29 protein-coding genes are annotated in these 26226 nt (G+C 32.2%); 6 read left to right on the top strand and 23 right to left on the bottom strand.

The window, feature by feature from the left end:
- The first annotated feature begins 154 nt into the window (after positions 1-154).
- Complete coding sequence (locus tag bsdE14_RS20195; RefSeq protein WP_264851811.1) at positions 155-1078, top strand: AEC family transporter; 924 nt, start codon at positions 155-157, stop codon at positions 1076-1078.
- Positions 1079-1097: 19 nt separating this feature from the next.
- Here the strand turns inward: bsdE14_RS20195 and bsdE14_RS20190 are convergent, their stop codons facing one another.
- Both bsdE14_RS20190 and bsdE14_RS20185 read right to left on the bottom strand, forming a co-directional pair.
- The gene (locus tag bsdE14_RS20190; RefSeq protein ID WP_264851810.1) at positions 1098-1739 is read right to left on the bottom strand and encodes a lactate utilization protein; all 642 of its coding nucleotides are present in this window, start codon (positions 1737-1739) and stop codon (positions 1098-1100) included.
- A 39-nt stretch (positions 1740-1778) separates the two neighbouring features.
- Positions 1779-2681: an AraC family transcriptional regulator gene (locus bsdE14_RS20185; protein WP_264851809.1), complete on the bottom strand. Its 903-nt coding sequence runs from the start codon at positions 2679-2681 to the stop codon at positions 1779-1781.
- 141 nt (positions 2682-2822) lie between these two features.
- On the opposite strand from bsdE14_RS20185, the gene bsdE14_RS20180 reads away from it, so the two are divergent.
- Together bsdE14_RS20180 and bsdE14_RS20175 are read left to right on the top strand one after the other, a co-directional pair.
- Positions 2823-3992 carry an MFS transporter gene (locus bsdE14_RS20180; protein WP_264851808.1) on the top strand — a complete coding sequence of 390 codons (1170 nt, stop codon included), beginning with the start codon at positions 2823-2825 and terminating at the stop codon, positions 3990-3992.
- Positions 3973-4866 (top strand): PHP domain-containing protein, encoded by an 894-nt coding sequence (locus bsdE14_RS20175; RefSeq protein ID WP_264851807.1) that lies wholly within the window; start codon positions 3973-3975, stop codon positions 4864-4866. Before bsdE14_RS20180 ends, bsdE14_RS20175 begins: the two co-directional genes overlap by 20 nt.
- Before the next feature lie 151 nt (positions 4867-5017).
- Here the strand turns inward: bsdE14_RS20175 and bsdE14_RS20170 are convergent, their stop codons facing one another.
- The 9 genes from bsdE14_RS20170 to bsdE14_RS20130 all read right to left on the bottom strand — a co-directional run bounded on the left by bsdE14_RS20170 (position 5018) and on the right by bsdE14_RS20130 (position 13555).
- On the bottom strand, positions 5018-5860 hold the full coding sequence (locus bsdE14_RS20170; RefSeq protein WP_264851806.1) for a hypothetical protein: 843 nt from the start codon (positions 5858-5860) through the stop codon (positions 5018-5020).
- Positions 5861-6041: 181 nt separating this feature from the next.
- Positions 6042-7250, bottom strand: a complete 1209-nt coding sequence (locus tag bsdE14_RS20165) for an AI-2E family transporter (protein WP_264851805.1) — start codon at positions 7248-7250, stop codon at positions 6042-6044.
- 354 nt (positions 7251-7604) lie between these two features.
- Positions 7605-8063 carry a YbaK/EbsC family protein gene (locus bsdE14_RS20160; protein WP_264851804.1) on the bottom strand — a complete coding sequence of 153 codons (459 nt, stop codon included), beginning with the start codon at positions 8061-8063 and terminating at the stop codon, positions 7605-7607.
- Between the two features lie 166 nt (positions 8064-8229).
- Positions 8230-8790 carry a nitroreductase family protein gene (locus bsdE14_RS20155; RefSeq protein ID WP_264851803.1) on the bottom strand — a complete coding sequence of 187 codons (561 nt, stop codon included), beginning with the start codon at positions 8788-8790 and terminating at the stop codon, positions 8230-8232.
- 63 nt (positions 8791-8853) lie between these two features.
- A complete protein-coding gene (locus bsdE14_RS20150; RefSeq protein WP_264851802.1) occupies positions 8854-9288 on the bottom strand; it encodes a MarR family winged helix-turn-helix transcriptional regulator in 435 nt (144 codons plus the stop codon).
- Positions 9289-9722: 434 nt separating this feature from the next.
- Positions 9723-10424, bottom strand: coding sequence for an FTR1 family iron permease (locus bsdE14_RS20145; RefSeq protein ID WP_264851801.1), 702 nt, complete (start codon positions 10422-10424; stop codon positions 9723-9725).
- 73 nt (positions 10425-10497) lie between these two features.
- Positions 10498-11523: an endolytic transglycosylase MltG gene (gene mltG / locus bsdE14_RS20140; RefSeq protein ID WP_264851800.1), complete on the bottom strand. Its 1026-nt coding sequence runs from the start codon at positions 11521-11523 to the stop codon at positions 10498-10500.
- Positions 11524-11536: 13 nt separating this feature from the next.
- Positions 11537-12859 carry a sensor histidine kinase gene (locus tag bsdE14_RS20135; RefSeq protein WP_264851799.1) on the bottom strand — a complete coding sequence of 441 codons (1323 nt, stop codon included), beginning with the start codon at positions 12857-12859 and terminating at the stop codon, positions 11537-11539.
- A gap of 33 nt (positions 12860-12892) precedes the next feature.
- Complete coding sequence (locus tag bsdE14_RS20130) at positions 12893-13555, bottom strand: response regulator transcription factor (RefSeq protein WP_264851797.1); 663 nt, start codon at positions 13553-13555, stop codon at positions 12893-12895.
- A gap of 257 nt (positions 13556-13812) precedes the next feature.
- Between bsdE14_RS20130 and bsdE14_RS20125 the strand changes: the two genes are divergently transcribed.
- The gene (locus bsdE14_RS20125; RefSeq protein ID WP_264851796.1) at positions 13813-14316 is read left to right on the top strand and encodes a YckD family protein; all 504 of its coding nucleotides are present in this window, start codon (positions 13813-13815) and stop codon (positions 14314-14316) included.
- Positions 14317-14396: 80 nt separating this feature from the next.
- Positions 14397-15518: a 4Fe-4S binding protein gene (locus bsdE14_RS20120; protein ID WP_264851795.1), complete on the top strand. Its 1122-nt coding sequence runs from the start codon at positions 14397-14399 to the stop codon at positions 15516-15518.
- Positions 15519-15617: 99 nt separating this feature from the next.
- Here the strand turns inward: bsdE14_RS20120 and bsdE14_RS20115 are convergent, their stop codons facing one another.
- Together bsdE14_RS20115 and bsdE14_RS20110 are read right to left on the bottom strand one after the other, a co-directional pair.
- Positions 15618-16577, bottom strand: a complete 960-nt coding sequence (locus tag bsdE14_RS20115; RefSeq protein WP_264851794.1) for a DUF5667 domain-containing protein — start codon at positions 16575-16577, stop codon at positions 15618-15620.
- A 164-nt stretch (positions 16578-16741) separates the two neighbouring features.
- Complete coding sequence (locus bsdE14_RS20110; protein ID WP_264851793.1) at positions 16742-17206, bottom strand: low molecular weight protein-tyrosine-phosphatase; 465 nt, start codon at positions 17204-17206, stop codon at positions 16742-16744.
- Positions 17207-17491: 285 nt separating this feature from the next.
- On the opposite strand from bsdE14_RS20110, the gene bsdE14_RS20105 reads away from it, so the two are divergent.
- Positions 17492-18367, top strand: coding sequence for a polysaccharide deacetylase family protein (locus bsdE14_RS20105; RefSeq protein ID WP_264851792.1), 876 nt, complete (start codon positions 17492-17494; stop codon positions 18365-18367).
- Positions 18368-18670: 303 nt separating this feature from the next.
- Here bsdE14_RS20105 and bsdE14_RS20100 read toward each other — a convergent pair whose 3' ends face one another.
- The 10 genes from bsdE14_RS20100 to cbiT all read right to left on the bottom strand — a co-directional run bounded on the left by bsdE14_RS20100 (position 18671) and on the right by cbiT (position 26224).
- Positions 18671-19009: an energy-coupling factor ABC transporter substrate-binding protein gene (locus bsdE14_RS20100; RefSeq protein WP_264851791.1), complete on the bottom strand. Its 339-nt coding sequence runs from the start codon at positions 19007-19009 to the stop codon at positions 18671-18673.
- Complete coding sequence (locus bsdE14_RS20095) at positions 19009-19761, bottom strand: energy-coupling factor ABC transporter permease (protein ID WP_264851790.1); 753 nt, start codon at positions 19759-19761, stop codon at positions 19009-19011. Before bsdE14_RS20095 ends, bsdE14_RS20100 begins: the two co-directional genes overlap by 1 nt.
- A gap of 35 nt (positions 19762-19796) precedes the next feature.
- On the bottom strand, positions 19797-20651 hold the full coding sequence (locus tag bsdE14_RS20090; protein WP_264851789.1) for an energy-coupling factor ABC transporter ATP-binding protein: 855 nt from the start codon (positions 20649-20651) through the stop codon (positions 19797-19799).
- Between the two features lie 12 nt (positions 20652-20663).
- A complete protein-coding gene (gene cbiQ, locus bsdE14_RS20085) occupies positions 20664-21452 on the bottom strand; it encodes a cobalt ECF transporter T component CbiQ (RefSeq protein WP_264851788.1) in 789 nt (262 codons plus the stop codon).
- 197 nt (positions 21453-21649) lie between these two features.
- On the bottom strand, positions 21650-22417 hold the full coding sequence (locus tag bsdE14_RS20080) for a cobalt-precorrin-6A reductase (protein WP_264851787.1): 768 nt from the start codon (positions 22415-22417) through the stop codon (positions 21650-21652).
- 22 nt (positions 22418-22439) lie between these two features.
- Complete coding sequence (gene cobJ, locus bsdE14_RS20075) at positions 22440-23162, bottom strand: precorrin-3B C(17)-methyltransferase (protein ID WP_264851786.1); 723 nt, start codon at positions 23160-23162, stop codon at positions 22440-22442.
- Positions 23162-24163 carry a cobalt-precorrin 5A hydrolase gene (gene cbiG, locus bsdE14_RS20070; protein ID WP_264851785.1) on the bottom strand — a complete coding sequence of 334 codons (1002 nt, stop codon included), beginning with the start codon at positions 24161-24163 and terminating at the stop codon, positions 23162-23164. Before cbiG ends, cobJ begins: the two co-directional genes overlap by 1 nt.
- Positions 24164-24188: 25 nt before the next feature.
- The gene (gene cobM / locus bsdE14_RS20065) at positions 24189-24938 is read right to left on the bottom strand and encodes a precorrin-4 C(11)-methyltransferase (protein ID WP_264851783.1); all 750 of its coding nucleotides are present in this window, start codon (positions 24936-24938) and stop codon (positions 24189-24191) included.
- A gap of 43 nt (positions 24939-24981) precedes the next feature.
- On the bottom strand, positions 24982-25644 hold the full coding sequence (locus bsdE14_RS20060) for a cobalt-factor II C(20)-methyltransferase (protein WP_264851782.1): 663 nt from the start codon (positions 25642-25644) through the stop codon (positions 24982-24984).
- A gap of 16 nt (positions 25645-25660) precedes the next feature.
- The gene (gene cbiT, locus bsdE14_RS20055) at positions 25661-26224 is read right to left on the bottom strand and encodes a precorrin-6Y C5,15-methyltransferase (decarboxylating) subunit CbiT (protein ID WP_264851781.1); all 564 of its coding nucleotides are present in this window, start codon (positions 26222-26224) and stop codon (positions 25661-25663) included.
- Between the last annotated feature and the right edge of the window lie 2 nt (positions 26225-26226).

Below are 26226 nucleotides of genomic sequence, written 5' to 3'. Positions count from 1 at the left end.
TAGTACGGATTTTAATATATGGTATAATCAATATAAAGGTAAAGAATTAATCAAATCTTGGTAAGATTAAAGTTTATTTTGATTCTCACACAAAGGAAGCAGTCTAAATTGCACCATAGCAGTTATTGTTTCTCTAAATCACGGAGGTGAAATTTTGATTAGTTTATTATTAATAGAGCAAATAGCCAAGCTTTTTTTAATTATGGCTATGGGATTCATATTGGTGAAAACCCGATTAATGAAAGTTGAAGAAAGCAAAAGTCTTTCAATGATTGTTATTTACATAATAATGCCTTGTGTAATTATAAATGCTTTTCAAGTAAAATACACAGAAAGTATACGGAATGGATTGATCCTAGCTTTTGTAGCAGCAGTGCTGATTCATATTGTACTTATAATTTTAGCAAAGGTTCTAGAAAATATATTTCATTTGGATGCAATTGAAAAAGCATCTATAATGTATTCAAATGCAGGAAATCTGATTATTCCCATTGTAACTTCTATCTTGGGAAAGGAATGGGTTATTTATTCTAGTGCTTTCTTATCTGTACAGATAATTCTCCTCTGGACTCATTGCAGAATGCTGCTCTGTGAGGAAAGAAAAATAGACCTGAAAAAGATTATTTTAAATATCAATATGATTACAATCTTCTTTGGAATTTTATTATTTGTTACTAGAGTCCAACTGCCGGGTATACTGACAGAAACTATGGAATCAGTGAGTGTAATGGTAGGTCCTGCTAGCATGATTGTTACTGGAATGCTTATAGGGAATATGAATTTCAAACAGATATTTGCTTATAAAAGAATTTACTTAGTTACTTTTCTTAAGATGATAGTATGCCCAACTGTTGTTCTGCTTCTACTTAAATACTCTGGAATGACCAATGTATTATCCAATGGGAAGACTATTCTGCTTATTAGTTTGCTTGCAACAATTACACCATCTGCATCGACAGTTACGCAAATGACTCAAATCTATGGAAAAAATGCAGAATATGCAAGTATAATAAATGTAATTACAACCATTGTTTGTATTGTAACAATGCCAATAATGGTTTGGTTGTATCAGTTATAAGGTATTCAAAAGTACTCCATTAATACCCTAACCTCTTTCCAACAATAATTACTTTAATCCTATCTCTGATAAATTGACCTCTAATGATTGTAAAATCATTACATATTCTATCAGAACTTTTACAATCTACGCAATAACCTAGAGTAGTACAAGGAGTTTTTTTACCTAATCTTTTTGCATCAAGTGGGGCAGAATGATTTCTAACTCTTTTTTCTGCTTCCTCTATATTCTTTACTAGCTTATTTATACCTGTTACTAAAATAACCTGTTTAGGTCCATAGATCATTGGCGCAACTCTGCTTCCATTACCATCAATATTGTAAAGTTCACCCTCTTCTGTTAAGGCATTTGTACTGCATATAAAAGTATCCGCAGAAAAGTTTTGTATATAAATTTGCTTTTTCTCTTCACTCTTAATGCCTTCTCTGAACTTATCTAAAAAAGTGTAGTTTCCCATACGTAGAAAATCTATAACACCTGCTTCAAATAGTGTCATTGAATCACCAACACCAACTACTGAATTTTTTTCTATAAGTTCTTTCAATATTTCTTTTAATTCAATTTCATCCTTAACAAAAAAACCGCCCATATTGCGTTTTCTTAAATTGTCAATGGTTCTTTCAATTTGTTTTTCTAAATTGCATAAAGCATTATTATCCATATATATGTGTATCCTTTCTTTAAATAAAATTGAAACTATCTATCCATTAATTATTGAATTCTTAATTTTGTCTTTATATTGAGACGGTGTACAACCTAATTCTCTGTGAAAAACCTCAGTAAAATAACTAGAACTGTTAAACCCACAGAGTAATGCAATGTCAGTTATAGACTGCGAGGTATGATGCAAATATTCAATGCTCTTTTCCAGCCTATAATTGGTAAGGTATTGAATTGGTGTCATGTGCAGTAAACTAGAAAAAATGTCGCAGCAACTGCTTCTACACACACTACCTGATGCAGCAATATCACTTAATACAAGCTTTTCACAATAATGCTTCTGGATATATCCAATCATAGAGTGAAGAGTTTCCAGTCTTTTATCAGAAATAGGTTCTTCTTTATTTTCTATATTCATTACATTTTGATAAATATTAAGCCACAGCGAATAAAAGTGGCTTAAAACTTCTAATTCAAATCCAAGGGATTCTTCATGACATATGTTAAATATCTGCTTTAATTCGGCAATTGTGTTGTTCTGCCATTCATCAGATGACGTAAATATAAGAAAAGGAAGTGCATCATTCTGGCAAATGGCTTCTACAAAAGTTTCTTTTATATTTTCTGTAGAACATAAAAGTGAAGGATGGAAAAGCAAACATAGAAATTCACAGTCTGATTTTCCAAAAGAATGACCATAGTGCAGCTGTTTTGTATTGACAAATATGCTTTGTCCTTCTTTAAGCAAATAGTCTTTTCCATTTACTGAATATAACATCTTTCCCCGCAGCATTACGATAAATTCTAAATCAGCATGCCAATGGCTGACAGCTGCCATGTTTGGATAATAAGAAAGCAAGTATTTTCTAGCATGAACCCGAAAATTCGGAAAGGTATAAGGCACGATTTCTGAGTTGTCCTTTAAGAGTTTCATTTCGACCATATCAGTTCCTTTCGTATTGTGTCATTATTATTTCCCATGTTAAAAATATACGATTGTTATAATAAAAAGCTCGTATTTTGATATATACTTCAACCGATTTGTAATATTATTATAGCATATTACTAGAAAGGAGAAGTAAACATGACATCAATACTATTAGTAATTATTTATATTGCATTTATAAGCCTGGGTTTACCGGATTCGATTCTTGGTTCTGCATGGCCATCTATGTATGGAGGATTAAATGTGCCTATATCTTATGCAGGAATCGTTAGTATGATCATTGCAGGAGGAACAATTATATCTAGTTTATTTAGCGACAAATTAATCCGGAAATTAGGCACTGGTGCGGTAACAACTATTAGTGTAGCAATGACAGCTGTAGCTTTATTAGGATTTTCATTTTCACATTCATTTTGGCAGTTATGCTTGTGGGGAATCCCATATGGTCTTGGAGCTGGTAGTGTGGATGCTGCTCTTAATAACTTTGTGGCGCTGCACTACAAATCACGACACATGAGTTGGCTGCATTGCTTTTGGGGAGTTGGTGCATCAGCAGGCCCTTATATTATGGGATTGTGCTTGACAAATGGTCTGAAATGGAATTCTGGATATCAAACAATTAGTATTATACAAATTATCCTTGTTGTTAGTCTGATTATATCATTGCCTTTATGGAAAGCTAAACAGGAAACAAGCGGAGGGACCACACATGAAGTAAAAAGTATCAGTTTAAAGGAAACCATAAGACTTCCCGGTGCAAAGGCAATATTGACAGCATTTTTCTGTTATTGTGCTTTGGAAGCTACTGCAGGACTGTGGTCAAGCAGTTATTTGGTGCTTTATAAAGGTATCGATGCAAAAACGGCAGCTAAATGGGCCTCTTTGTTTTATCTTGGAATTACGTCCGGGCGATTTATTTGCGGATTTATTACTGATAAATTAGGAGACAAAAAAATGGTGCGCATAGGACAGTGCATCGCAGCACTTGGGACACTGTTATTGTTGCTTCCTATGAAAGATGTAATAACACTAACGGGTCTGATTCTTGTAGGACTTGGATGTGCACCAATTTATCCTAGTATGCTTCACGAAACACCTAATAATTTTGGTGCTGATAAATCACAATCCATTATGGGAATGCAAATGGCATGTGCTTATGTTGGAAGTACATTTATGCCTTCGATATTTGGTGTTTTAGCTGAACATGTTGCTATTCGTTTGTATCCAGTTTATTTAATGTTTTTTGTTATTCTTATGTTTTTAATGATAGAAAGGACGAATAAAATTCATGATAGCAAAGTTCATTGATTTACATATTCATAGTTATTACAGTGATGATGGAGAATTCTCCCCAGCTGACCTGGTGAGAATGTGCCATGACAGAGGAATTACCACCATGGCAATTGCAGATCACAACAGTATAAAAGCAGTGGATGAAGCAAGAAAAGAAGCTTATAAATATCATATTCAATACATTAATGCAATTGAAGTAGACTGCACATATAGAGGCATAAATCTGCATGTTCTCGGATATGGAATAGATTATAGAAAGAATGTGTTCTATGATTTGGAAGAAAACATTCTTCGTCAAGAAAGATCATGTTCAACTAAGAAATTAGAGTTAACAAACAATCTTGGATTTGATATTCAAAAGGAGCAACTGGATGGATTAAGCAGAAGTGGTATCTATACAGGAGAAATGTTTGCAGAAATTCTATTAAATGATTCTCGATATAAAAAACATGAGTTGTTAAGGCCATACAGGTCTGGCGGTAATCGTAGTGATAATCCATATGTGAACTTTTACTGGGACTTTTATGCTCAAGGAAAGCCGAACTATACAGAAATCATTTATCCTTCACTAGAAAAAGCGGTTAATCTGATAACTGAAAATGGTGGTGTTTCTGTACTTGCACATCCTGGAAATAATCTTAAAGGCAAATTTGAATTATTAGATGAAATGATAGCTTCTGGTTTACAGGGTGTGGAAGCTTTCAGTAATTATCATGATGAAAATACTGTGGAATACTTCCTTCAGAAAAGCAGAGAAAATAACTTGCTTGTGACCTGCGGCAGCGATTTCCACGGAAAAACAAAACCAGCTATAAAACTTGGAGAGACCATGTGCATGATAGATGAGTGCGAAATTCAAAATGACTTAGTAAAAAGAGGATTGATATGATATATTAAAAAACCTAAACCTCTTTGTTAACTTTTGCATAAGATAAAAGAGCAACTAAGTTTAGGTTTTTAGATAAGTATAGCATACTATGAGGTGAAACACTTGAATTAACTATTAACGATATGGAAAAAAACAGAAAACCATTTAATTGCTAGCTTTCGGTTTTTTTTAAGTATATCCACCAATTTGTATCAAATCCTTGAAAAAACACCTCTGTACAGCCTTTTAACTCCTTAATCCATTCTCGTATAATTGGTACCATTTTTTCAAATAGCTCTGGTGGATAGCCCCAATCAAGATCAAGCTGGAACATATAGTGATTCATTACTATCATACCGTCTTTTTTCAAAACTTTTAACAACTCCGTTAGGAGTGATAAAAATGGAATTTTAGCATGTTGTTCTAAAGTATTTTCCGAAGTTTCTTTTTGAAGAATTTTTATCATCTTAGGTAAGACTTCCATCCAATCAGAATCAGTTGTATCTATCCCCTCTCTACTGCATAATATTGCTTGTATAACGTCATTAACAGCATGTTGAAAGGCAATTATATCAACTTTTTCTTCGCCTAAGTGCTTAACTATATTTGCCGCATCATCATTGACTAAATCCATTATAATATGTAGATTCTTTGTTTTATTCAGTAAACTTACATTTAAAATTTTATTCATATTAACCGTAATGTAGTGACTATTAGGATGTGTGCGGTCCAAAACCTGCGGAATCATATCGGCATCACCAGTTGCAATTTCCAAAAGATTTAAGTTGCTTTGAGAATATAGCATTTTTAATACTTCTGCCCATCTTGCTCTGAAATAAACTTCATTAACCATGGTAAAATTGGCAATAGGCTTCTCAAGTATTTCTTTCAATTGGTTGTTTCTCTCAATTTCTGATATTGTAGCAAACTCTTCTAATTCTTTTTTGCTTAAAAAGAGCCCAGCATTCTCTTCAAGTAATACTGACCATTTATCATATTGGTCTAATGGAATCATAATACATCCTTCCCCCTCATGGTATAGATTTATTCACTGACTATTTAACTTCGACTCTCTCATCTTTCTATAATAAAATAACACATATTAAGGGGTAAAAAACTTGTAATAATTCTACATTAGATGTAAAAAGTAGAGAATTAATTGCTTATCATCTTTTGTAACTATGCTTGTAATTTTTCTATATCTTAATTTTGTTTTCATCCTCCCGAAATTCTTTTTTCTTTATTCGCTCTTCCAAAACTTTCTTTAAAATTAACCTAATTAAAGCTGTAACAGGTACTGCCAGTACCATTCCTAAAACACCAGCTAATTCTGCTCCAATAATTATTGATATCAAAATAAATACTGGTTTTAGTGAAACACTGCTTCCAAGAAGCTTTGGTGCTATTATATTAGCATCAATTTGTATAATAATGAATAAAACAATAATTGCTACTATAACTTGAGTGTATTGACCATTTAGCAATCCAAAAATTACTGTACCAATAAAAGCCACAATTGGTCCAAAGTAAGGTACTAGATGACAAAAACCAGCAATGATACCTATTAGCACTCCAAACTTAATACCAATAATGCCCAAGGTTATACTTAATGTCACACAAATGAATAACGCATCTAATAGTGTGCCCCTAATATAACCTGAAAAAATTTGATCTAAATCCTCCAGCCACTTCTTTACCTTCTTCTCTGTTCTTTCTGAAAACATAGCCTTTGAGAATTTATTTCCATATTGAATAAATTCATCTTTGTCTAGTAATAAATAAATTGCTATGATTAATCCAAAAACAAAATTAGAAATATAACCAGAAATATTCATTGTATTTGCCGCTAGATTATCCGCAAAATTATTTAACCAATTAATAAGTGTTTTAGAAATTTGTGCAACATACTGCTCCGCTGCCCTTGATTCAATATTCATGCTCTTTAGTTTTGCTTCAATATTGATTAAAGAGTCTGAAAAGCCATTAATATAACTAGTTATAACACTTATTACTTTATCAAATTTCATATTTGAAAATTGCTTTGTAATACTAAATATAAAAGTACCAATTAGCAAAAATACCACTAAAATTATAAGAACCATGCAAACAAAAACGGCAATATTTCTATATTTCTTATCATTTTTAAACTTTAAAAACTTGACTTTTCTAAGCAATCTTTCAATAAGAACAACTAGAGGATTAATAATGTATGCTATTATAATTCCTACAAATACAGGTGTTAGCAGCCTCCCTATGTATTTCAAAGCTGAAGTTACCGCTTTTAAAATACTACCAATTTCAAAGGTTGCTCTTGCCAATATAAAAATTATTAATGAAGTAATTATTATATAAGCGCATATAGTAGTATACTTTTTATTTACTTTAGACTTAATTTTATCAATCATCGTACCCCTCCAATGCTTCAAGTATGATAATATTATTACTCTAATAATGACACATATTTGTTAATAAATAAAGATGCCAATTTGAAACTAAGCTTAAGTTCTTTTCAGAAATAAAATTTATTAATTTGAAAGGCCTTACCTATGTTTTACTCATCCTTACTTTTTATTTATTATCTTGTATCATTACTAGAATTCTAGTAGGAATTACATAATAGACAATTAATTTGCATGCTTTTTAAAATATATTCTATATAATTGCCTGTGAAATTACCATTAATAATAAACTTATCCATACAGCTGGAACAATCTTAGCAAATAAAAAGGACTCTAATTAAATTAGAATCCTTCTTATAATTACTTGCATACATCAACCCATTTGCCTTCAGTTACCTGCTGTAAGCTTTCTAAATCTATTTTTACGGCAGTATTAGCTGAGCCTGCAGCAGGATATACATAATCATATTGTTTAAGAGAATTATCTAAATATATTTTCATATAACTTTTTAATCCAAAAGGGCATACGCCTCCAACTGGATGTCCAGTTATATTTGGAACATCTTCTAAAGACAACATTTTAGCTTTTGCATTAAAGAACTCCTTAAATTTTTTATTGTCTACTTTTGCATCACCTTTAGACACTACTAGTATGTTTTCATCCTTAATTGCAAAGGCCATAGTTTTAGCTATTTGTCCAGGTTCTACTCCTATAGCCTTAGCAGCTAATTCTACAGTAGCTGTGCTTTCCTTAAGCTCAATTATCTCTAATGCTAAATTCTTCTCTATAAATTCTTGTTTTACACTTTCTACACTCACTATATTGGCCTCCTTTTATGATAATCATATAATTTATAAAATCTATATCTACCATTTTATCAAAATAAGCCAATATAATATATAATAATTTATGTTCTACACTCCAATAATTTTACCACTTGTTTCCATCTACAAATTGCCCGTAAAAGTCCATTTAGAATTATACCTATCTAATATACTGTACTGAATTAGCCTTTCTTTCTGGTGCACTTGTCACTCTAACACCTTTATAACCAAGCACTATTGCATAATATGGCACAAAATCTTCTGGGATATTTAGCTTTTTCTTATATTCTTTTCCCTTCTCACTACTGAACAAAATTCCTATAAATCCGTTCCAGCACGCTCCTATATCTAAAGACTCAGCCGCAATTAGCATATTTTCTGATGCCGCTGCACAATCCACATGAGACATCATTCCCTCTTCATTTCCTGAAACTATTATAATTGTTGGAGCTCCGTAAAAAGCATTAAATTTATCATTGTTAGCCATCTTTTGCATAAATTCATTGGGAATATTCTTTGCAGCAGCTTTAGCTTCTATGTTTAATTCTTCCAATAATTCAGCATTTTGTATAACTGTAAAATTCCAAGACTGTTGATTGTTAGCACTAGGAGCATATAAGCCAGCTTCAATAATTGCTTGTAATTCTTCTTCTTTTATTTGTTCTGCTTTGAACTTTCTTGTAGTTCTTCTTTCTTTTATTACCTTTAAAGTTTCGTTCATATAAATGACTCCTTCAAATTTATTTCGTACGCGAACGGATGATATATTTATAAAAAAATGCTTTTACAGCATTTTTTCAACATTTTTTATGGCTTTATCAATATTATCATCAAAGATTTTTCTTTGAGCTTTATCAAAGCCATATAATAATATATCTAAGAACTCAGCTTCGATGCTTTCAAGCCTTTGCTTTATATAAAATGCCTCTGGAGTCAAACTGATATATACACTTCTCTTATCTTCAGAGCACATGCATTTTTTTATTAGCAATTGACTTTCGTACTTATTTATAATATCAGATAGAGAAGACTTAGATATTCCCCATATATTAGCTACTTCATTAAAAAGCAGTGCACTTCCATCTTCAGGAAGAATATAAAATAATGGAATATGATTCTGTAATATTGGCAAGCCCTCTTCCTTTAATCTTTTAGCAATAAATTTATTGGAATAAGTACTAATTTGATTTATCTTACCAATTATACATTTATGTTTCATTTCCTCACCTCATTCGTTCGGATACGAATAAATAATAATCCTAATACATTTATTTGTCAATACTTTTTTATTATAACTCTTCTTTTATGTCTGCTTTTATTAAAGGTAACTTGTGCTTTTCTCTAATCAAGCTCTCGTTTACAGCTATATCTATTAGATTATCTTCCTTTGAAATACCTTAATTTCAGTAATATATTTTTTTCTCATTACCCCTGACAAGTATAAAGTGTTAATCCAGCACATCTTCCTCTTTCTAATAATGCACTTTTTTATACTAATCGTCATGCATTCTATAGCACATCGGCCGATTTTAACTTACTGAAGCAATAAAAAAGGACTCTAATTTAAAATTAGAATCCTTTTCCTAACTCTCTATTTATTTAGCATAGTATGCTATAGCATTCTTCCATCTAGTTATATGATTTAAAGAATGATTAATCCCTTTTTAACAATTTCTTTATATCATCTTTTAAAAAGTAAATCATAGCAATTGCACCGAATAATATTGAACCGCCTTCTTCAAGAAGTTCTCCTGCAGAAGGAATAAGCTTTGCCATGCCCTCTCCAAATAATTCAGCACCAATAAAGATTAGTATAATGCCCAGAATCTTAAATATAATTTTAAGATTTAACTCCAAAGAAGTTTTAAAAATTAAATACCCTATAATAACGGCTAGGATAATCCCTAAAGCTGCTCCTAAAGCTACATTTGATGCATTTGCACTTACCTTTGTTAATATAAAGGCTATTAGTTCAATACCTTCCCTAACAACAGAAAGAAATGCTAAAACAAGTAATCCAAAACCAGTAGAAGCCTTATCCACGCTATTTCTAACACTTTGAGAGATGTTTTTGTTCTGTTTAGACATCCATACTACAAAATATCCAATAAGCCCCGCTGACACTAGCATCATAATTGCTTCGAAAAGGTCTGCTCCCTTTTCTTCAAGCTCCTTAGCTTCCTTAAATCCGATATATCCTCCAATAACACCTGTCAATACTCCAAGTATTGTTCCCCAGTATACATACTTTACCAACTTTTGCTTATTGTTTTGTGTAAGATATGTTAAAATAATACCTATTACTAAAACCGCCTCAAGGCCTTCTCTAAATGAAAGCACTAAACTAGATATCATGAATATCACTCCCAACTGATAGTTATTTTCAGCTAAAGTATAGCACTGATTTCAATATCCGTCAATTGAAGATTTACTTTATATATTTTTTAACGTTGCTTAAATGCTCTTCATAGGTTTTACTAAACACATGTCCTTTTCCGTTTGCAACATAATACAAATAGTCGCTTTTTTCAGGATAAAGGGCAGCTTCAATTGACGGTCTACCCGGAGAAGCAATTGGACCAGGAGGAAGTCCTTTATATAAATAAGTATTATACGCATCCTTCACCTTTAAGTCCTCATATGAGAGCCTATTTATAACATATTGCCCTTTAGTAATTGCATATATAACAGAAGCATCAATTTGAAGAGGCATACCTTTTTTTAATCTATTATAAATTACTCCCGCTATTTTACTTCGATCACTATCATTTGCAGCTTCTTTTTCAACTAAAGATGCAACTGTAATAACCTGATTGACACTTAAATTTAATTCTTTTGCACGCTTTATATCTTCATCAGAAAAAATACTTCTAAATCTCTTAAACATTAAATTAGCAACATCTTTTTCAGTGGATCCTACTTGGATATAATAAGTATCTGGATACATTACGCCTTCTAAGTCATAATTGGCTGCAGCTCCTTTTGAAAATATACCATTTGAACTTAAATCCATAGTACTAACTTGTAAAAATTTTTCCTTTTTTAATGGGGTATATTTTTCTAACCTTTCAGCTATTTGATAAAGTGTAAAGCCTTCAGGGATAGTAACAACGTAAAAATCTGATTGCTGATTTTTTAATTTCAGAATCAATTCTTTATAACTTGTATTAGGTTTTATTATTAAATTTATGTCCTTTGTATTTTTAGTAAGTCCATTTAGTTTTGCATATATTTTAAACTTTTCTTTAGATTTAATAATAGCTTTATCCAGAAGAAGTTTTGAAATATCTTCTGAAGAAGATCCACTTTTTATAATTATATATGAACTCTCTGTATTTGTGGTATATAATCTCTGAAAGTAGAAAACTGATATTACAATTAGGATTGAAGCTATTAAAATAGCAAGAATTGTAATTCGTTTTTTATTGCATAGTAAATTTTTAAATATTTTCATAATCCTTATCCTTCTATCTAATCATACTCTTAGGAACAATAAAATAAAATTCAGTTTCTGCTCCAGGTGTACTAACTACACCATATTTAAAATCATGCAATTTTAAAATTTCACTGCTTATTGCAAGTCCAAGTCCCATTCCTCCGCTTTCACTGCTTTTATAATACCTATTCCATATGTCTTTAACACTTTTTTCGTCTATTCCTTCACCAAAATTTTTTATTGATACTTTGATGCCATCCTCACCTAATGAAGCTGCCACCCTTATAGTAGAATTTTCATTGCTGAATTTTATTGCGTTATCAATAAAATTATAGACTACTCTATATAAATATTTTGCATCACCATAAATATAAACATTTGGAACCGAAATAGATAACTCTATTCCTTTACTTTCAGCAAAAATCTTAAATGCATTCTCAAAGCTTGATAAGAATTCGCATAAATTGAAATAACCTTTTTCTAGCATGTTCAGTCCTCCCTGCAGCTTAGATAGCTGGAGAATATCCATAACTAGAAGGTTGAGTCTATCAACTTCACTTATAATTTCTTTTGCATAATCTTTCTGTTGAACCTCATCAAGTATATCATCATATATTGCTTCACTATAATTTCTTATAACACTTAGAGGAGTCTTAAAATCATGGGATACATTAGCAATAAATTCCCTTTGAAGAGTATTCTTTCTTTCCAAGGTATCAGCCATATATTTAATACTAGTGGAAAGTTCCTCAATCTCATCATCAGTGTTTACATCAATATCAATTTTATAATCACCATTTGTTATATCAGAAGCTACCTTCTGGAGCTTAAGTATTGGTTTAGTAAGCCTTTTGCCAACAAATGCAACTACAGGTATAGAAATAAGAATAGCTAAGATAAATATTAGCAGCAGAATTAAATAGGTTGTTCTCAAAAAAGAGGCTGAAAATTTATTGTTTTGAAGAACTACTATATCTCCTACCTCTGTAGAATATCTATAGTAGAGAAATTCCTCATTCATAGGATTTTTATACTTTCCTTTTTCCTGCAAACTGCTAAAATCCATATTTTTTACAAACTGCATAATTCCCATTCTTGAAGAGGTTAATGGCTGTACAGATCCATCCTTTACTAAAAATGCACTGGAAATCTGATAATTATTAGTAATATCAATATTATTGCTCCCAGCTTTTACATAATTATAAAATTCATGAGCAGCATTGTTTAAAGAAGTATACTCCATTTTTGTATAAACTAAAGATAAAAATAAACTGCTGGCTATAAAGCAAATTAGAATTACCGCTGTAATTATGGAAATATAGTATTTTATCAATCTTCTCGTAAGTTTCCCCATAAGTATCCTCCCTTCTCTTGTAGAACTTGGTCTTTAACTTTCAATTTTGTATCCTACGCCCCACACAGTTTTTAAATTTTTATTACAGAAATCTATTTTTTCTCTAAGATTCTTTATGTGGGTATCTACTGTTCTTGTATCACCTATAAAATCATAAGACCAGACTTTATCTAGTAGCTGTTCTCTTTTAAAAACTTGATTCGGGCTTTTACACAAAAATACTAGCAAATCAAACTCTTTAGGCGTTAAGCTAATGATCCGTTCATTTTCAATTACTGTTCTTTTTTCTTCTAATATAAGCATATTTTCAAAGCGGAGCTCCTTTGACTTTTCACTTCTACTATTAATTCTTAAACCAACCCTGAGAATTAATTCTCTCATACTTATAGGCTTAACCATATAATCATCAGCCCCAAGCTCAAGTCCAAAAACTCTATCCTCCTCCTCACCTCTAGCGGTAGTCAGAATTACAGGAGTATTGCCCTTGCTTTTGATTTTTCTAAGAAGTGACCATCCATCCTTTTTAGGCATCATTATATCAAGTATTATCAAATCAAATTCATTATTTTCAATTAATTGCTCAGCAGCTTCTCCATCAAAGGCACACTGCACCTCATACCCTTCCTTTTTCAAGTATAAGCACATAACTTCAGAAAGCTTTTTTTCATCTTCTACTATTAATATTTTTCCTTTCATAAGACACCACCTAATCTATTTAAAATACATCTGTATAATATGTTCCATTTCATAATACTACATATTTGCAATTTAATCTTGACGCAATTGTGATAAATTTGTGAAATATTTAAAAAAAGTATTATATAAAGTTTTCACAAATCTATCACAAATACCACAAAGTTTTATCAAAAATCAAAGTTATTATAAAACCATAGATTGATTAAAAACAATAAAACAACTTTTAATCAATTAATAAAATAGAGGAGATGTAAATTATGAAAAACAAGAGTTTAATAACAACACTTGCTATTACTTTAGTTGTTGGTTTTGGAGTTACAGCATATGCAGCTACCAATTCCACATCACTTTCTTACCACCAAGGTGACGGTATGGGTTTAGGACGAATTTCAGGGTTCAGAGGCTATGAAATTATAACAAATTTACTTAAAGATAAGGGTGTAACTGATACTGATGTAACTAACGCACTAAACTCTGGCAAAACCTTAAACAGCTTAGCAGAAGAAAAAGGTATAACTAATGATGAGTTAAAGAAATCCTTATTGGATGAAAGAATTAAAATTATTGATGATGCTGTAGCTAAAGGTACTATAACTAAAGAACAAGGAGATGCTTCAAAGGCTAGAATAACTGAAAATATTGCAAACTGTACTACACCTGGACAAATGAACGGTAGAAATGGTGGCGCCAGCAGAGGCAACGGCGGTGGCAGAGGCATGAATGGAAATGGATGCTTATATAATTCTAGTGTAACCAAATAGCTTCGTAATATTATAGAAAATACGGAGTATACATCATATTTCGTATTTTCTTAAATCCACAATTAAAGGAGATGATTATATTGAATAATAATAGTTTTATTAAGTATATACGGTGGATAATTCTAGCTACCTTCCTTATCCTAATAACAATACAGACATATTTACATCAAGTGCTTGGAGGTGGAACTTCCCCATCAATCCATGCTCTATGCCCTTATGGCGGACTTGAGTCTTTATACACTGTAATTTTCAGCGGCACCTTCATTCAAAAGATATTTATTGGAACAATGACTTTGCTTATATTAACACTGCTATTATCATTTATCTTCAGACGAAGCTTCTGTGGAACAATATGTCCATTTGGAGCACTTCAAGAATTCTTTGGTTTACTTGGAAAGAAAATATTTAGAAAAAGATTTACTATACCAAACAAAATAGACAAGCCTTTAAGATATTTAAAATATATAGTACTATTATTAACTATAATTTTTGCTTGGAAAACCGCAGGCCTATGGGTAGACCCATATGACCCCTGGGCAGCATATGGACACATATCAGCAGGATTTTCCTCATTAACTAGTGAATATTTAGTATCACTTATACTATTAATTGTTGTGCTTATAGGCTCTATGCTTTATGATAGATTCTTCTGTAAATATCTTTGTCCTATGGGAGCAGTATATGGAATAATATCTAACTTCAGTCCTTCAAAGATTACAAGAAACAAGGATAAGTGTATTAATTGCAACCTCTGCAGTAAGAGCTGTCCAGTTAATATTGATGTAGCCCACTTAGATAAAGTAACCTCTTCAGAATGTCTGGGATGTCAAATCTGTGTACTATCCTGTCCTAAAAAAGATGCTCTTGAATATAAAACTCTAGGAAAAGCCCTTAAACCTATTACAGTTATAATACTTGTTGTTGTGATTTTCTTTGGAGGTTTATTTATAAGCAAGTCTACAGGACTATTTGATGTACTGCCTAAACCAGTAACTGCTGATACAAAGCTTAATGTTGAAGAAATAAAAGGTTATATGTCTCTAAAAGATGTTTCAACAGGCACAGGTATAGAAATAAAAGAATTATATAAAAAACTAGAGATTCCTGATTCAGTTCCAGCAGATACAAAATTAAAAGATGTTAAAAACTATGTAACAGGTTTTGAAGTTGAAACTGCAAAGGAAAAGCTTGAGGGAAAATAAATATTACCACCTGTTTGTGATTATAGAATTAGTCTAATTTAAGAGAGAGTAACTAGATTTAAATTTCAAAATCTAGTTACGCTCCTAGTAACTCTTTATTTATTTTTTACCTTTGCCATTGTTATTACCATTTCCGTTACTGTTACCTTGACCCGGGTTCTGAGTTTTTTGAACTTGTACATTTTTGTTAGTCTCTTCGGATTTCTTAGTTTCTACAGCTTTATTGTTATCCTTCTCATCGATTTGTCCTACATTAGTAGATTCGGTCTCTTCTTTTTTATCAATACTCTTTTTTTCCTCTTTCTTTGACTCTCCAACCTTAACATCTTTATTTACAGCCTTTTTAACTTCTATTGCCTTTTGTAAATCATCTTTACTTGCAGCAAGGACTTGTCCTTGAGTCTTTAATTCTTCCTCTAATTTTGCTGTAGTCTCTGCATCTCCAGACTTCTTTGCAGCTTCAAGCTGTTCCTTCAACGTATTGTATTGCTTTTTAGCAGCGTTATACTCTTGTCTTTCTTTTACCATATTATCAACAGCCTCTTTCTTTGCTGTTTGCATTTCAATAACCTTTGTAAGGTTTTCCTTTGCATTTTCTGGAGCCTTATCTAGTAATGCTGTAAGAACCTCTATAGATTTTTGTTGCTTTTCTGCTACTGATTCCTCAACCTTTTGAAGTTCTTCTAAATAGCCTTTATCTGTTTCCTGTTGTCCATTTTTCTCTGCTGCCTCTAATTTGTCTTGAACCTCTCCAATAGTTTCTACATAACTATCTAAAGCCTCTTTAGCATCTTTTGTCTTTCCTTTTTGAGTCATTACTTCACTTTCACCAAGTCTTTCCTCAGCTATCTTTTCTAATGCCTCAGCTTTATCTGCATCACCTTTTGTGAAAATAACTTTCAAATTATCTATAGCTTTGTCAATTGGATAAAATATGCTGTCTGGAGTTATTCCTGCCTCCCCAGATAAAGATACTGTGTCCTCAGCGAAAGCCTTAATTCCACCACCACTTATTGAAACTGCTAATGCAATTATAACCGCTAACTTTTTTATTTTCATTTTACTGCCTCCATAATTTTTTATTTTTTACGTCTATATATACGAAGGCAAAAATAAAATTTGAAAGGGTAGCAATAAAATTCTTTAATATCTAATTAATCTATAATTATATCCAGAAAGTTCGAAACTAATATAAATTAAATGCCAGTATCAGCTTCTTCATATTAAGAACATCTGACTTTTAAAATACTATCAAGCAATGCTGTACACCCCTCTATAATATCATTGTAGGTTTCATCAAAATTTCCCGTATACCAAGGATCAGCAATATCTCTAGGACAAGGAGTAAAATCAAGCAATCTAAAGATTTTACCATCTTTGTCCTGTCCAACAATTCGCATAACATTTTTTATATTGTAGCTATCCATGCAAATAATATAATCATACATCTCATAATCTTGCTTTGTAAGCTGAATTGCTCTCTTTCCATCGCAGGAAATTCCAACTTCTCTGAGCTTAGTCTTTGTACCAAAGTGTACAGAATTACCTATTTCTTCTCTGCTGGTTGCAGATGAAGCTATACAAAACCTATGTGAAAGATGTTTCTCTTTCACCATATGGAGAAATACAAATTCGGCCATTGGGCTTCGGCAGATATTGCCATGACATACAAACATTATCTTTATCATTTTTTCTATAACTCCTTATTATAAATATTTGAAACCATATAATTTTATCTGTAGTGCTCGTACCAAAATAATTTAAATTATAATTGTTTTTTTAAGCTCTCGCAAGTTTTAAATAAGTTTAGTACCAATTTTTAAATAAACATAAAAGTAAAAATGCATGTTCAGCTACTTCACTTAAATTAAATAAGAATACAAAAGTAGATATTGTAATTAATCTATGTAAGATGTAATATTATATCATGTAAATTCGACAAAAAATGATAATTGTAGATTAGAGGTATTAACATGAAATATGGAAAGCGCATTAAAAAAAGTAAAATATTTAGAAAAAGAATATTTTTTGTAATAACTGCTACAATTGTAGCTTGTAGTATGGTTTTTGCTATTAAAAGTATATTTTTTAGTCCTAATAAATTAAATGGTAATTTTCATGCTCGAAATAAAACTATAGATAAAAATGCCCAGAATCAGAAATCGGATTCTAACCTATCTGATAATAATATGGATATTCGAGAAAACGACTCACATATTGGTATTAATATGGATAATAATATAAATCATCTGGGAAGCAACAACCAGAAAACTGCATATCTAACTTTTGATGATGGACCATCATCTAATGTAACTCCTAGGATACTCGATATATTAGATAAATATAATATTAAAGCAACATTTTTTGTTATTGGTAAGCAGGCTAATGCCAATAAAGGAATTCTGATTAGAGAGCAAACAGAAGGTAATACAATTGGTGATCATACTTTTACACATGATTATAAATACGTATATGAGAATCCTAAAAATTTAGTAGATGACTTTAGAAAATGTGAAAATACTTTGGATTCTATATTAGGTCCAAACTATAAGGTAAAGTATGTAAGATTTCCTGGTGGATCATTCGGTTCAGATAGGAAACCTTTTAGGGAAGCTGTATTAAAAGCAGGATACAGCTTTATCGATTGGAACAGTCTAAATGGAGATGCAGAAGGAAATAACATTGCCCCTGGCAAGCTTGTAGAGAACTTAAAGCGAACAAGTAAAGGCAAAAAAACTTTAGTTATACTTATGCATGACGCTCCAGCAAAGCAAACTACTGTACAAGCTCTACCCCAAATAATAGATTTTTTAAAATCTGAAGGATATATTTTTAAAACTTTAAGTTAATTAAAAATCAGTAAGATTCATTACTAGAATAGTTGGGATATAGTCTTCAAACCTAAGGTAATAATTAATAGTATTTTAGAAAATTCAAAGCATAACTCATTTGAATTAAAATTTCATTTGGATTGTTTCTGATGCTAATATATTTTGCTTTATATTGTTTAACAACTCTTGGCGAAAATACTCATTAGTAAAAAAGGATTCTAACTCAAAATTAGAATCCCTTTTATTCAGTATATTTATAGTAACTTTTTTATCTGAAACCTCTATTCAATTTTTCTTATCTTTTTATTCTCTTCTACAATCTTATTTATGATATGGCAATTCAGTTTTAATATTTTTATTTTTTTGCTTAGCTCTTTCTACGAATCTTCCAAAGAAGAAGCCAAGAATACCAGCTCCTATACCAGTTTGCATACAAAAAAGCAAAATCTCCATTTCCCCTGACACTTTACCACCTATCCATGTTTCCATAACAGGTTTAAACCAAGGTTTATACTCGGTACCTGCTACCTGAGAAACTACTTTGCTCCCTGCATCGTCGGATCCTCCAAATTCAGCGCCCCTTAATGCAAATAGTGGTATAATGGCAATTAATGCTGCAATAACTAATAAAATAATAACTTTTTTCTTATTCTTTGACATTAATTTTCACCTCCATATAGAAATCCAATATCTTTCATTTCAGATTTTGCATAGGTTTCAAGTCCAATAAGAATAACAACCGTCAGAATACCTTCAATAATTGCCAGTGGAAGCTGTGTAGGCGCAAACACCCCAAGGAACTTTACTGCAGAAGCTAATACACCCCCATTCGCAGATGGATACGCAAGTGCGAGCTGAACACTTGTTATGCAATAGGTAAATAAGTCACCTATTGATGCTGCAAGAAAAATTCCAACATTCTTATTTACTTTAAGCTTCTGGCATAATTTGTAGATACCATAGGAAAATAATGGACCAGCAATAGCCATGGAAAATGTATTAGCACCTAGTGTAGTTATTCCACCGTGAGCAAGCAGTATTGCTTGAAAAACTAGTACAATAATACCCAAAATGCTCACAGCACTAGGTCCAAATAAAATTGCCCCAAGTCCAGTACCAGTCATATGTGAACAGCTTCCTGTTATTGATGGAATCTTCAAGGATGATATTACAAAAACAAATGCACCTGCTATAGCAAGAATAGTAATAGATTTACGACTCATTGCCAAAGTTCTCTTAATTGATTGGTATCCTGCAGCTAGAAATGGTATGCAGATTACTCCCCAAAAAATACAGAATTTAGGTGGAAGATATCCTTCCATAATGTGCATTGCATTTGCTGTAGGAGCAACTGCAAAAATTAATGCAAAAGCTGATAAAAAAGAGATAATTTTCTTTTCTTTTTGATCCATTTTATTTCTCTCCTTTTCTTTTAATTTATATTTATCTAAGCTAAATCACCTAGAAAAAGTACTTGTTTTTCAAGCATTTCCTTGAATTCTTTTACACTTTTGGGATAGTATTTTGTATCCTCAAGAAGATTTTTTTGTATAAGTATGTTGTATATCTCAAATATGGTTGGTTGCTTTAGATTTGCCTGTTTTAAGACTTTTGTATTCTGAAAAATTTCAAGAGGTGCTCCATCTGCGATAATTTTTCCCTGACTAAATACAAGGACTCTATCAGCCCATCTATATGCGAAATCCACATCATGGGTTGAAATCATCATTGTCTTACCCTCTGAGCCAAGCTTTTCTAAAACTTCTTCTAGCAACTGTGCATTTAAAGGATCCAGTGCTGCCATCGGTTCATCAAATATAATAATTTCTGGTTTCATAGCAATAATGTCTGCAATAGTAACACGCTTTTTTTCACCACCACTCAAATAGTGAGGTGGACGGTCCTTGAAATCAATTATATTCATATATTCCAGAGCTTCCTCAACACGCCTAACTACTTCTTCTTTAGGAAGCTTTAAATTCATGGGGCCGAATGCAACTTCTGCCCTAACAGTGGATGCGATTATTTGATTATCCGCATCTTGAAATACAATTCCTATATTTTTTCTAAGCTCGTTCAAATTCTTTTTATTGATTAATATACCGCGGTAAAAAACTTTTCCTGCCTCCGGTGTATAGACACCGTTTATATTCAAGAAAAATGTTGATTTTCCTGAACCATTGGAACCGAGTACAGCTATTTTCTCACCTTCATATATTTTAACACCTACACCGTTCAATGCAGAGTTTCCATTTTCATACACATAATAGAGGTCATCGATTTTTAATATTGGTTCTCGCATAATAGCTCCTTTCTACCTTGTAAAGCCCCAGAGCAAAATCAAAAATAATATAAATACTACTGCTGAGACAATCTGTATTGTTTCAACTTCTTTATCTTCTTCCAAAAACATAAGCTCTCCATCAAAACATCTAGCCTCCATTGCATCATAATATGCATTTGCCTTTTTCAATGAAATTACCAGCATATTGCTTGCAATATTTCCGAAGCTTAAATAGGAAGTTTTAATATCACAATATCCTTGACGGGATTCTGCAGAATTTTTCATTTTAGTATATACATCCATTAAGATGAAAATATAGCGATAAATCATATTCATCAATTCTATAATAAGCTTTGGTACATGAACCTTTCTAAGCACATAAATAATCTCCGAGTATGGAGTTGATAATGACATCATCTGTGTAGCACTGATAGCTGCAAATACCTTCAATATTAAAAAAAACGCTTCTTTAAGCTTTGCCTGAGAAGTAAAAACATAACAAAAGCCAAGATATAATTTATACTGTCCAATAGGCTGCTTTGAGAAATCAACGGAAATGGTAAATGTTCCAATAAGGATAAATCCAATTTGAATCAGAAGTATTGGCATATATTTACGTATTGGCAGCTCACCCTTTATAATTGTCAGATAGGACATGGCAATAATAACTACCACAGATACATATGGATTATTAAGCACAATACAAAGAACTAGTGTCATTATTGAAAGAAAGACTTTAAAAGTTGGATTCCAGTGCTTTATTTTTGATATATAAGCATAATAATCAATTGAAGCTCCCTCGCCGTGTTTGTGTCCCATTCTATGATGATTCCCCCTTCAGTTATTATCACATACCATCATTTTGGAATAATTGTTTAATGATGTGTTAGTTCCATTTTAATTCTAAATATAGTTTGTCCATAAAAAAATCCTTTTAACTCAAGTGTTAAAAGGATTTCAGTATAATATTGCTTACATTAAAAAGCAATTTAAATGAAAGAACTCCCTCAAAGGTATTAAGAGCAATTTATATAAATATAATCAACAATATCCTTCTCACTATAAAATACTTTCTTATAGTTCACGGCTTTCCTGCCAATTACAAAAGCTGGTATTCCTAAATCTACGGCAGCTTTCAGTTTTTCTTCCGTACCACCTTGAACCCCACTATCCTTCATAAGGACAGCCTTAACTTTATATTCTTTTATAAAGGCATAATTTAGCTCATAACTAACCGGTCCCTTAATAGCTATTATATCTTCCACTGCTAATCCTAAATTTAAACATTCTTCCATTACCTTAACAGAAGGTAGTACCCTATGAATTATTCTATTATTGAGCTTTAAATCTATAAGCTTCTCAATATTTCTACTGCCTGTTGTATTTAATATATTTCCTTCAATATGCTTTAGGCTTTCCCTAAGTGCCTCATAGCTTTCAACTTCAATTATAAGCTTTTCATCTTTATATTTTTCTAAAACAGAAGGTCTTTCATATCTTAAATAATCAATTCCTAACTCTTCACAGATTTCCATTGCGTTCTTAGTTATTTCAAAGGCATAGGGATGGGATGCATCTACTACGGTGTGCACTTTGTTTTCTTTAAAACTTTCAAATAATTGAGCTTTATCTAAGGGTTTTGTATTTAAAATCTTATACTTATAATTCTTTAGAATTTCTCCACCATAAGCAGTAGCAGTAGAAACAAATATATCTTCAGTAAATTTATTTAACATGGAAAGAATATTTTTTCCTTCTGAGGTTCCAAGTATTAGTGCTATCATTGTTTAACACACTCCATAATTTTTATTTTTCCAGTTTATATCCTCTTGGAGTTATAAATTTTCCATCCTTTATATAGCTTTTGCTATTGCCTACAATTACGATGCTGAACATATCCACTATACTGTCATCAAAGTCATCTATGGTAAATAAGGTTTTCTTTTGGCCTTCCCTTAGTGCATTTTTCACAACTGCCACAGGCGTATTACCCCTTCTATGCTTTCCTATTATATCCATACACTCACTTAAATAATGAGGTCTTCCCATGCTCTTAGGGTTGTAAAGAGAAATTATAAAATCTCCTTTTGCCGCAAGTTCCACCCTATTTTTTATATCCTCGTAAGGTGTCATTAAATCACTTAAGCTAATATTGCAATTATCATGCATAAGAGGTGCTCCTACTACCGAAGCTGCAGCAGAAGAAGCGGTAACTCCTGGTATGACTTCAACTTCTTCGTCTTTTCTCATCTCTAAAATAAGACCAGCCATTCCATATATTCCAGAATCACCAGTACTTATTATTGAAACTATCTTATCCCTGCTAATGGCTAATGCCTCTCTGCATCTTTTCTCTTCACCCTTCATTCCTGTAGAATAGAGCTCCTTATCCACAACTAGTGGTTTTATGAATTCTATATACTTGCTGTACCCAACAATTACTTCACTTTCTTCTATAGCCTTTAAAGCTTTTACGGTCATATGTTCTAATCCGCCTGGGCCAATTCCAATTACATATAGCTTTCCCATTATAGTATCTCCTCTCCTATGCATAAGGTCATTCCACCTAGAGACAGCTTGCCAGTTAAAAGCCTGCCTTTGCTTAGTTCTACAGCTGGCTCACAAACTGCTCTCACTCCTATGGTTTTCTCCACGAAATCACTGCCCTCATACTTATGCTGTACTTTTTTTATCTCATCAACAGTAAATATACTTATAGGACAATTTAAAAACTCTGCTAATTCAATAATTGCCCTTTCTTCTTTTTTAATCTCAACAGTGGCAATAGCCTTTACTGATCTTCTGTCGATATTTTCTTTTACCAAAGCTTCAATTATTGTTTTTCTCATCTTATCAGAATTGTAATCTTTTCTGCATCCTATGCCGAGAATTATATCCCTTCTGATAAGCTTAAGTGCTTCAATGCTGCTGTCTATAAATTTCTCTGGCAAATTAAGCTTGTTAGTTACATAAACAATATTGGGGACGGTTAACAACTTTTCACCATCCACATAGCCTTTAGGAACGGCTAACAATTTTTTCTCATCTATAAATGCAACAGTTTGTCCTTCTACCATCTTAGCTGCAATAATCTTTGCCTTTTTTAAATCCTCAATAATCAAATTATTATCCTTAGCAATCATATCTGGTGCAGTTAATCCAAGGTTATCTGTAGCTGTGGTTATTACTGGCTGAGCTTTTATTAAGTCAGCCACCCTTAATGCCAACTCATTAGCTCCTCCAAGGTGTCCACTCAAAAGACTTATAACAAAGTTTCCGCTGCAATCAACTACTAAAACCGCAGGATCCACAGCTTTATTTTTTAAATAAGGCGCCACTGCCCTTACAGCAATTCCTGTGGATGCTATAAATATTATGGCATCACACTTTTCCATTAGCTCTTTTGTTATATTCATTAAATTAAAGTTAGATATAGTTGATTTTGAGTAAAGAGTTGCAGCCATAAAGTCTATAACTTTATCTGCAATTTTATCTCCTTGTTTTGTAACACTTATAACTCCAATATTCATAATGATGAATATCCTCCACTACAGCCTATTCTCCCTGTCTAAACATATGGGTAAAGCTTTTATCATATAAAAGACTCTTTTTATATTCACAATTTATAAAGTCTCCAACTAATATTTGTGCACATTTAGTTATGTTAGCTTTTTTAACCTTTTCCCCTATGTCATCAAGAGTGCCTATTATTGCTCTTTCATCCTCCCAAGTAGCTCTTTCTATCACTGCTATGGGCACATTTCTTCTATAGCCTTTTTTAAGATTTTCAACAACCTTATCTATCATGCTTATAGATAGGAAAATAGCCATAGATGCACCTATGGATGCTAGTCTTTCTAAATTTTCTGTCTCTGGTACTGGAGTTCTACCTTCAATTCTCGTTAAAATTACAGTTTGCGATACATCTGGAAGGGTAAACTCTTTTTTAATAACAGAGGCTGCTGCAGTAAAAGAACTTACCCCTGGGACAACCTCATAGCTTATATTCAGCTTATCTAGCTCATCCATCTGCTCTTTAATAGCACCATATATAGCTGGATCTCCAGTATGAAGTCTTACTGTTATTTTATTTTCCTTTTCTGCCATTTTTATTTCAGCAATAACCTGTTCCAGTGTCATGGACGCTGAATTATGTACTTCAGCTCCTTCCTTACAGAAGCTTAAATGTTCCTTACTGACTAATGAACCTGCAAATATAACTACATCTGCCTTAGTTAAAATATCCCTACCTTTAACAGTTATTAAGTCTACATTTCCCGGACCTGCACCTATAAAATAAACCATACTACTTCCTCCTACAATTTGTCACTTGTCAAATATCTAGCACTTACCTGCTGGCAATAATTAACGACATGTATTCTCTATTTTTATTTATTTCACTTTTATCTTTTAATATGTCTTGTCCATCTCTTCCAGCCTTTTTAACATAAACATATTCAAAACCTTTATTCTCTAAATAGCTTATAACCTTTTCCTCTAGCTTATACACCTTCATGATCACTACAAACTTTTCGTCTTTTATTTCAGTAACTCTCGAGGCTGGTAAAATAAGCAGAGGCTCATCACCAATAACTAAAGGTCTTTTAGCAAGACTTGCGCAAGCACAGAAAGAAGTTATCCCTGGTACTGTCTCCGTTTCAAAGCCTTGCTCTTCAATGTACTTTAAAAGATAAACATATGTGCTATATACAAAAGGGTCTCCTATAGTTAAAAAAGCAACATCTTTTCCCAGTAAAAGTTTTTCTTTAATACTCTCAAAAGCTTCATAGATTTTCTTTTGCTGCTCTTCACCACCCATAGGAAAATGCTTTATTAAAACCTCTGCATCCTTATTTATAAATTCGCCTGCAGTTTCTAAAGCTATACTCTTTCCCCCTTCCATAGCACTTGGAGCCACAACCACCTCACAAGAATCTATTATCCTCACTGCCTTTAAAGTTAATAATTCACTATCTCCTGGACCAACACCTATTCCATATAACTTAGCCATTTATTTTCCACCTTCTCTAAACTTTTTCAGCTGCAACAATAAAGATAGGGTTATTAGCAAAGAGCATGGAGCTCTTTCCCTTAGTCTTACTTACAGCTATCTGGGTGCACTGAACCTGAAAATTCAATTCCTTTAGTACCTTCATTGCCTTGTAAAGATTATCTATAGTTATAAAGTTTAAAACCATTTTCCCCTTATCCTTCAGCTTTAAACTGTACTTTCTAATTATATCTTCAATATTTCCTCCACTACCTCCAACAAATATTGCATGAAAGCTGCCGTTAATTTCAGGCTCTACTTGTAAGGCTTCACCTTCTACAACAGTCACATTTTTACAATTAAATTTTTCTATATTTTTATATAAAACATCTAAGGCTTCACTATCCATTTCCACTGCGGTTACTTTTCCCATTGTACAGATTTTGCTCATCTGTACTGTTACAGAACCGCTGCCTGCCCCAATTTCCATAACATTAAAATCTTGCTGAAGCTCTAATTTAGCTATACTTAAAATTCTAACCTCTTCTTTTGTCATGGGACAATTTCCTCTAATAAATTCTTCATCTCTTATGAAAATCATAC

It is taken from the genome of Clostridium omnivorum (assembly GCF_026012015.1).
Taxonomy (GTDB): domain Bacteria; phylum Bacillota; class Clostridia; order Clostridiales; family Clostridiaceae; genus Clostridium_AX; species Clostridium_AX omnivorum.
The sequence above is the reverse complement of the archived record's forward strand: the minus strand, read 5'-3'. Positions and strand labels throughout refer to the sequence as shown.

Excerpts from the sequence above, each read along its gene's own strand:
- bsdE14_RS20060 (WP_264851782.1), bottom strand. The coding sequence starts at position 25,644 with ATGGCTAAGTTATATGGAATAGGTGTTGGTCCAGGAGATAGTGAATTA.
- bsdE14_RS20105 (WP_264851792.1), top strand. The coding sequence starts at position 17,492 with ATGAAATATGGAAAGCGCATTAAAAAAAGTAAAATATTTAGAAAAAGA.
- bsdE14_RS20175 (WP_264851807.1), top strand. The coding sequence starts at position 3,973 with ATGATAGCAAAGTTCATTGATTTACATATTCATAGTTATTACAGTGAT.
- bsdE14_RS20190 (WP_264851810.1), bottom strand. The coding sequence starts at position 1,739 with ATGGATAATAATGCTTTATGCAATTTAGAAAAACAAATTGAAAGAACC.
- bsdE14_RS20145 (WP_264851801.1), bottom strand. The coding sequence starts at position 10,424 with ATGATATCTAGTTTAGTGCTTTCATTTAGAGAAGGCCTTGAGGCGGTT.
- bsdE14_RS20180 (WP_264851808.1), top strand. The coding sequence starts at position 2,823 with ATGACATCAATACTATTAGTAATTATTTATATTGCATTTATAAGCCTG.
- cobJ (WP_264851786.1), bottom strand. The coding sequence starts at position 23,162 with ATGGGAAAGCTATATGTAATTGGAATTGGCCCAGGCGGATTAGAACAT.
- bsdE14_RS20185 (WP_264851809.1), bottom strand. The coding sequence starts at position 2,681 with ATGGTCGAAATGAAACTCTTAAAGGACAACTCAGAAATCGTGCCTTAT.
- mltG (WP_264851800.1), bottom strand. The coding sequence starts at position 11,523 with ATGAAAATATTTAAAAATTTACTATGCAATAAAAAACGAATTACAATT.
- bsdE14_RS20135 (WP_264851799.1), bottom strand. The coding sequence starts at position 12,859 with ATGGGGAAACTTACGAGAAGATTGATAAAATACTATATTTCCATAATT.
- bsdE14_RS20100 (WP_264851791.1), bottom strand. The coding sequence starts at position 19,009 with ATGTCAAAGAATAAGAAAAAAGTTATTATTTTATTAGTTATTGCAGCA.
- bsdE14_RS20150 (WP_264851802.1), bottom strand. The coding sequence starts at position 9,288 with ATGAAACATAAATGTATAATTGGTAAGATAAATCAAATTAGTACTTAT.
- bsdE14_RS20170 (WP_264851806.1), bottom strand. The coding sequence starts at position 5,860 with ATGATTCCATTAGACCAATATGATAAATGGTCAGTATTACTTGAAGAG.
- bsdE14_RS20165 (WP_264851805.1), bottom strand. The coding sequence starts at position 7,250 with ATGATTGATAAAATTAAGTCTAAAGTAAATAAAAAGTATACTACTATA.
- bsdE14_RS20090 (WP_264851789.1), bottom strand. The coding sequence starts at position 20,651 with ATGCGAGAACCAATATTAAAAATCGATGACCTCTATTATGTGTATGAA.
- cbiG (WP_264851785.1), bottom strand. The coding sequence starts at position 24,163 with ATGAATATTGGAGTTATAAGTGTTACAAAACAAGGAGATAAAATTGCA.
- bsdE14_RS20080 (WP_264851787.1), bottom strand. The coding sequence starts at position 22,417 with ATGATAGCACTAATACTTGGAACCTCAGAAGGAAAAAATATTCTTTCC.
- bsdE14_RS20115 (WP_264851794.1), bottom strand. The coding sequence starts at position 16,577 with ATGAAAATAAAAAAGTTAGCGGTTATAATTGCATTAGCAGTTTCAATA.
- bsdE14_RS20095 (WP_264851790.1), bottom strand. The coding sequence starts at position 19,761 with ATGGATCAAAAAGAAAAGAAAATTATCTCTTTTTTATCAGCTTTTGCA.
- bsdE14_RS20155 (WP_264851803.1), bottom strand. The coding sequence starts at position 8,790 with ATGAACGAAACTTTAAAGGTAATAAAAGAAAGAAGAACTACAAGAAAG.
- cobM (WP_264851783.1), bottom strand. The coding sequence starts at position 24,938 with ATGGTTTATTTTATAGGTGCAGGTCCGGGAAATGTAGACTTAATAACT.
- cbiQ (WP_264851788.1), bottom strand. The coding sequence starts at position 21,452 with ATGGGACACAAACACGGCGAGGGAGCTTCAATTGATTATTATGCTTAT.
- bsdE14_RS20125 (WP_264851796.1), top strand. The coding sequence starts at position 13,813 with ATGAAAAACAAGAGTTTAATAACAACACTTGCTATTACTTTAGTTGTT.
- bsdE14_RS20130 (WP_264851797.1), bottom strand. The coding sequence starts at position 13,555 with ATGAAAGGAAAAATATTAATAGTAGAAGATGAAAAAAAGCTTTCTGAA.
- bsdE14_RS20110 (WP_264851793.1), bottom strand. The coding sequence starts at position 17,206 with ATGATAAAGATAATGTTTGTATGTCATGGCAATATCTGCCGAAGCCCA.
- cbiT (WP_264851781.1), bottom strand. The coding sequence starts at position 26,224 with ATGATTTTCATAAGAGATGAAGAATTTATTAGAGGAAATTGTCCCATG.